This window comes from Acidovorax sp. KPB24-07 (assembly GCF_057543315.1).
This window is the reverse complement of the sequence record NZ_BAAJYS010000228.1, coordinates 1-5,891: the sequence shown is the minus strand read 5'-3', so window position 1 is coordinate 5,891 and position 5,891 is coordinate 1. Positions and strand designations below refer to the sequence as shown.

General features: G+C 67.3%; 7 protein-coding genes. 5 read left to right on the top strand and 2 right to left on the bottom strand.

Annotated features, from left to right (window positions below; translation table 11 throughout):
• Positions 1 to 937, top strand: a 937-nt coding sequence (locus AC27IQ_RS17920) for a protein-disulfide reductase DsbD family protein (protein WP_487090267.1), incomplete at its 5' end; no start/stop codon positions are given.
• 132 nt (positions 938 to 1,069) lie between these two features.
• The gene (locus tag AC27IQ_RS17915) at positions 1,070 to 1,678 is read left to right on the top strand and encodes a thioredoxin family protein (RefSeq protein WP_284402446.1); all 609 of its coding nucleotides are present in this window, start codon (positions 1,070 to 1,072) and stop codon (positions 1,676 to 1,678) included.
• 88 nt (positions 1,679 to 1,766) lie between these two features.
• On the opposite strand, the gene AC27IQ_RS17910 is transcribed toward AC27IQ_RS17915, so the two are convergent.
• Positions 1,767 to 1,925 (bottom strand): hypothetical protein, encoded by a 159-nt coding sequence (locus tag AC27IQ_RS17910; protein WP_284431368.1) that lies wholly within the window; start codon positions 1,923 to 1,925, stop codon positions 1,767 to 1,769.
• A gap of 25 nt (positions 1,926 to 1,950) precedes the next feature.
• Entirely contained in the window at positions 1,951 to 2,934 is a 984-nt protein-coding gene (locus AC27IQ_RS17905; protein ID WP_284431367.1) for a TerC family protein, read from the bottom strand.
• 229 nt (positions 2,935 to 3,163) lie between these two features.
• On the opposite strand from AC27IQ_RS17905, the gene AC27IQ_RS17900 reads away from it, so the two are divergent.
• The 3 genes from AC27IQ_RS17900 to AC27IQ_RS17890 form a co-directional block, all read left to right on the top strand.
• Positions 3,164 to 4,078 (top strand): LysR family transcriptional regulator, encoded by a 915-nt coding sequence (locus tag AC27IQ_RS17900; protein ID WP_272566855.1) that lies wholly within the window; start codon positions 3,164 to 3,166, stop codon positions 4,076 to 4,078.
• A 79-nt stretch (positions 4,079 to 4,157) separates the two neighbouring features.
• On the top strand, positions 4,158 to 5,270 hold the full coding sequence (hemE, locus tag AC27IQ_RS17895; protein ID WP_487090266.1) for a uroporphyrinogen decarboxylase: 1,113 nt from the start codon (positions 4,158 to 4,160) through the stop codon (positions 5,268 to 5,270).
• Between the two features lie 433 nt (positions 5,271 to 5,703).
• A partial coding sequence (locus tag AC27IQ_RS17890; protein WP_487090265.1) for a hypothetical protein occupies positions 5,704 to 5,891 on the top strand: 188 nt, incomplete at its 3' end.

The following is a 5,891-nucleotide window of genomic DNA, read 5'->3' as shown; positions in this document are numbered from 1 at the left end:
CCTGCTGGCGGCGCTGTTCACCGTGATCGGGCTGAATCTGGCGGGCGTGTTCGAGTTCGGGCGCTTCCTGCCCAGTTCGGTGGCCAGCCTGCAGGCCCGCCACCCGGCGGTGGATGCCTTCCTGACCGGCGTGCTGGCCGTGGCCGTGGCCTCGCCCTGCACCGCGCCGTTCATGGGCGCCTCGCTCGGCCTCACGGCCACGTTGCCGGCCGCGCAGGCGCTGGCGGTGTTCGGCGCGCTGGGCCTGGGGCTGGCGCTGCCGTACCTGGCCGCCAGCTGGGTGCCCGCGGTGGCGCGCGCCCTGCCCCGCCCTGGCGCCTGGATGGACACGCTGCGCCGGTTCATGGCGTTCCCGATGTTCGCCACCGTGGTGTGGCTGGTGTGGGTGCTGGGCCAGCAAAGCGGCATCGACGGCGCGGCGGCCCTGCTGGCGCTGCTGGTCACGCTCAGCATGGCGGTCTGGGCACTCACGCTCGCCGGGCGCAGCCGCTGGGCAATTGCTCCTATTTCAATAGCACTCCTGGCATATTTGACTACGGCATGGGCACCAAAAGTGCTTGAAATCGTGCCGGCTTCGGCCGCAGCGGTGCCCTCTGCCAGCGGCTGGCGCCCCTGGCAGCCCGGCCTGCCCGAGGAACTGGTGGCCAAGGGCCAGCCCGTGTTCGTGGACTACACCGCCGCCTGGTGCGTGACCTGCCAGTACAACAAGAAAACCACCCTGGCGCACGAGGACGTACTGAAGGACTTCGCCGCCAAGAACGTGGCCCTGCTGCGCGCCGACTGGACGCGCCGCGATCCCGCCATCACCGCCGCGCTGGCGCAACTGGGGCGCAGCGGCGTGCCGGTGTACGTGCTGCAGGCGCCGGGCCGCCCCCCCGTGGTGCTGTCGGAAATTCTGGGCGTGCAGGAAGTGCGCGCGGCCCTCGCCGGCCTGTAAGCGCTTCGTTCAGCAGGCGCCCCATCGCCCTGCCGGCACGGGGGTTTTGGGTGGCGACGCGCTGGAGGCTCGGTGACACTGGGCCGCCCCGGGGGCCCCGGCCCCGTTCGTTCTTTCGACAGGAGAAATGCCATGCTTCGACGGACCCTCTTCGCCTGCCTTTTCCTCGCCACGGGCGCTGCCCAGGCGGCGGCCACCGTGGGCCAGCCCGCGCCCGACTTCGCACTGAAGGACGCCACCGGCAAGACCGTGCGGCTGTCGGACTTCAAGGGCAAGCACGTGGTGCTGGAGTGGACCAACCCGGGTTGCCCCTTCGTGCGCAAGCACTACGACAGCGGCAACCTGCCGGCCACGCAAAAGGGCGCGGTGGACCAGGGGGTGGTGTGGCTGTCGGTGAACTCCACCGAGAAGGCCAGCAGCGACTACCTGGCCCCCGCGCAACTGGCCGCCTGGTTCACCGAGCGCAAGGCGGTGCCCACCGCCCTGCTGCTGGACGAGGAAGGCACCGCCGGCCATGCCTATGGCGCGCGCACCACGCCGCACCTGTACATCGTCGATCCCAAGGGCACGCTGGTGTATGCGGGCGGCATCGACAGCATTCCTTCGGCCCGCCCGGCCGACATCCCGAAGGCCACGAACTACGTAAAGGCCGGCCTGGCCGACGCCCTGGCGGGCAAGCCGATCGCGGTGCCCACCACGCAGCCCTACGGCTGCTCGATCAAATACAAATCGCCGGCATAAGCCGGCGACGGGCCCGGCGACGGGTCTGCCATCCGCCGGCAATGGGCATGGCAGCACGGCCCCGGGCGGGCCGCGTGCCGTGGTGCGCTCAGACCACCAGCGCGGTCGCGGCGCCCACGCCGCACAGCGCGGTCAGGCCCGCGAGCAGCCCCACATCGCGGCGCTCGTTGCCCGCGCGCCAGCCGAGGAACGTGGTGATGACCAGGGTCGCCAGCAGGCACAGCAAAATCAATTCGATCATGGACATGGCAGGGCTCTCCTTGGCTGATTGATCAACGGGGGTCGTGGGGCAAGGCGGGCGTTTCGCGGGGCTGGCCGCGCGAGGTCCACAGCGAGGCAGCGACCGAGCCGGCGATCAGGCCCGCGGTGACCAGCAGCGCATAGCCGATCGGGATCTTGTACAGGTCGATCAGCAGCATCTTCGCGCCGATGAACACCAGCACCAGGGCCAGGCCATAGGCCAGCAGGTGGAAGCGGCTCGCCAGGTCGGCCAGCAGGAAGTACAGCGCCCGCAACCCCAGGATGGCGAAGATGTTGGCGGTCAGCACGATGAACGGATCGTTCGTGATGGCGAAGATCGCGGGAATGCTGTCCACCGCGAAGATGATGTCGGTCGTGCCGATCAGCACCAGCACCACGAAGAGCGGCGTGTAGTGCTTGACGCCGCCGATCATCGTCGTGAGCTTCTCGCCGTCGAACGTGTCGGAGATGCGCATGCGGCCCCGCAGGAACTTCAGCACCGGGTTGGTGGCGATGTCGGGCTCCTTGCCCGCGGCCAGCCACATCTTCACGCCGGTGATGACGAGGAAGGCGCCGAACACGTACAGCAGCCAGTGGAACGTGGCCAGAAGCCAGGCACCGGCCAGGATCAGCACGGTGCGCAGCACGATGGCACCGATGATGCCGACGATCAGCGCACGCTTTTGGTATTCCGCCGGGACGGCGAAGTAGCTGAACAGCATCAGGAACACGAAGATGTTGTCCACCGACAGGCTTTTTTCCACCAGGTAGCCGGTGATGAACTGCATCGATACCGTGTTGGCCACCTCGCGGCCCTGCGAGCCGTTGAGATACCACCACAGAATGCCGACGAACACGAAGGCCAGCGAGAACCAGAGCACGCTCCAGCCCACGGCCTCCCTGGTGGTCACCTTGTGCGCCCCCTGGCGCTCCATGACCAGCAGGTCGATCCCGATCGCGACGACCACGAAGACGGCAAAACCCGCCCACATCCACCAGGTTCCAATGGTTTCCATGGCTTTAGCCTCCGATCGGTTGAAAGCCGTGCGGCGACGGCGGTTGGGGGAATGCCGAAGGCGGCGCAAGGGAAACGGGCTGCAGGTGGTTCATGGCTTGTTGGAAAAGTAATTGGAGGGAGAACGAACCGGACTGTGGGGCCGCCGCAGCCAGAAAAGAAGATGCCTTCCCGGTACCATTGCTTCGGTTTTTCCGAACCATTCCATTTTCCCCACCGCCCGCCCCGCCATGAGCCAGAGCTTCAACTACCGCCACCTGTACTACTTCTGGGTGGTCGCCAAGGAAGGCGGCGTGGCCCGGGCGGCCGAACGGCTGGACATGGCGGTGCAGACCATCAGCGCCCAGGTGCGCTCCCTGGAAAAGGACCTGGGCGTGGCCCTGCTGCGCAGCGAAGGGCGCAACCTCGTGCTGACCGATGCCGGCGTGGCGGCCCTGCACGAGGCCGACCACATCTTCGCCCTGGGCGAGCAGTTGCCCCTGCGCGTGCGCGAGGCCACCAGCGGGCAGGCGGTGCGGCTGAACCTGGGCATCTCCGACGGCATCGCCAAGCTGGCCGTGCACCGGCTGCTCACCCCCGTGCTGGACGAGCCCCACCTGCGCCTGCTGTGCCACGACGGTGAATTCCAGCCCCTGCTGGCCGAACTGGCGCTGCACAAGCTCGATGCGGTGCTGGCCGACCGCTCCGCCCCGCCCAACCCCGCCCTGCGCACCACCAGCCAGTTGCTGGGCACCAGCGCCATCGGCTGGTATGCGCCGCCGCTGTGGGCCCGCGCCGCCTCGCAGAACTTTCCGCACAGCCTGGCCGTGGTGCCGGTGATCCTGCCCACGGCCCACGCCGCGCTGCGCGCGCGCATCGACCACTGGCTGGAGCGAGAGCGCATCCGCCCCCGGCTGGCCGGGGAGTTCGAGGACAGCGCCCTGCTCAGCACCTTCGCCGCCGCCGGCATGGGCGTGATGCCGGCGCCCCTGCTGCTGGGCGAGCACCTGCAGCGCACCTACGGGCTGGAGCCGGTGGGCACCACGGCGGACGTGCACGAGCACTTTCACCTGATCTACAGCGCGCGCAAGGTGATCCACCCCCTGGTCACCCGGCTGGCCGAGGCCGGCGCGGCGGGGCTGCTGGGGGATGCGGCCACGGATTGAAAGGGATGAACCGGCCGCCGGGGCCGGGCATGGACCTGGCGCAAAAACCCGGCCCCGCGGCTACGCCACAATCAGGGGCATGAGCTTCGCCCCCCTCCAGAACGACACCTTCCTGCGCGCCTGCCGGCGCCAGGCCACCGACTACACCCCCCTGTGGCTGATGCGCCAGGCCGGCCGCTACCTGCCGGAGTACAAGGCGACGCGGGCCCGGGCGGGCAGCTTCATGGGGCTGGCCACCAACGTGGACTACGCCACCGAGGTCACGCTGCAGCCCCTGGAGCGGTTTCCGCTCGACGCGGCCATTCTGTTCAGCGACATCCTCACCGTGCCCGATGCGATGGGCCTGGGCCTGTCATTCGCCGAGGGCGAAGGCCCGCGCTTCGCCCACGTGGTGCGCGACGAAGCGGCCGTGGCGGCCCTGGCCGTGCCCGACATGGACAAGCTGCGCTACGTGTTCGATGCGGTCACCAGCATCCGGCGCGCGCTCGACGGCCGCGTGCCGCTGATCGGCTTTTCCGGCAGCCCCTGGACGCTGGCCTGCTACATGGTGGAGGGCAAGGGCAGCGACGACTATCGCCTCGTGAAGACGCTGATGTACAGCCGCCCCGACCTGATGCACCGCATCCTGGCCATCAACGCCGACGCCGTGGCCGCCTACCTGAACGCGCAGATCGACGCGGGCGCCCAGGCCGTGATGGTGTTCGACAGCTGGGGCGGGGTGCTGGCCGATGGCGCCTTCCAGGCCTTCAGCCTGGCCTACACCAAGCGCGTGCTGGCCCAGCTCCAGCGCACCGGCGTGGACGGCACCGACGTGCCACGCATCGTGTTCACCAAGGGCGGTGCGCTCTGGCTGGACTCCATGAAGGACCTGGACTGCGAGGTGCTCGGACTGGACTGGACGGCCAATCTGGCCCGTGCACGCGCCCTGGTCGGCGGCGCGGTGGGTGGTCCCGGCAAGGCGCTTCAGGGCAACATCGACCCCAACGTGCTGTTTGCCCCGCCCGAGCAGATCGCGCTGCACACGCGCGCCGTGCTCGACAGCTTCGGCGCCCCCCACACCGACCGGACCACCACCGGCCCCACGCACATCTTCAACCTGGGCCACGGCATCAGCCAGTTCACGCCCCCGGAGCATGTGGCGGCCCTCGTGGAAACGGTGCACCGCCATTCCCGCGCGTTGCGCCAGGCTTGAAAGCCCTTGACAGGCCTTGACAGCAGGGGCAATGCCGGCGAGCAAGTTATGCACACCGCGCGCACCAGGTTGGCGCACGGGTGGCCTTCCTGGAAATTTTTTTTGATGCGTCTCAAAACAATGGAGCGGCGCTGGTAAGTCTTTGATTCATAAGGACTCGCAGAATTTGCCGAATTTCCGGGCAATGTAACAAAACCACGTGTTTTCAAGGCTTGGCGGCCGGTCGGACGGTGATATCAACAAAGTTATCCACAGAAAATCGGTACTTTTGCAAAATCCTCGTCAAATCAAGCACTTGCGTTGCCCATTGAAGAAATTGCCCGACCTTCGCTGCCCGCCCTAGCACAAAATGGACTCTTGACAAGGCCGACGCAGATGCACTTATGCACAAGCCGCTTGATGCGGCGCAGCATGCGACCTGGCATGACACGCCTTGGGCAGCATTCACCGCATTTTTGATAGATCATTGATTCATATGGATTTTTTTAAACTCTCCCCATCGCCGGCAGATGGTGGCGGGGGCGGTCTGCTCCCCCTGGGCGATCAGCCGGGCCGGGGATGTCAACAAAGTTATCCACAGAAAATCGATACTTTTGCAAAATTCCTCGTCAAAATCAAGTC

Excerpts from the sequence above, each read along its gene's own strand:
- AC27IQ_RS17915 (WP_284402446.1), top strand. The coding sequence starts at position 1,070 with ATGCTTCGACGGACCCTCTTCGCCTGCCTTTTCCTCGCCACGGGCGCT.
- AC27IQ_RS17910 (WP_284431368.1), bottom strand. The coding sequence starts at position 1,925 with ATGTCCATGATCGAATTGATTTTGCTGTGCCTGCTGGCGACCCTGGTC.
- AC27IQ_RS17905 (WP_284431367.1), bottom strand. The coding sequence starts at position 2,934 with ATGGAAACCATTGGAACCTGGTGGATGTGGGCGGGTTTTGCCGTCTTC.
- hemE (WP_487090266.1), top strand. The coding sequence starts at position 4,158 with ATGAGCTTCGCCCCCCTCCAGAACGACACCTTCCTGCGCGCCTGCCGG.
- AC27IQ_RS17900 (WP_272566855.1), top strand. The coding sequence starts at position 3,164 with ATGAGCCAGAGCTTCAACTACCGCCACCTGTACTACTTCTGGGTGGTC.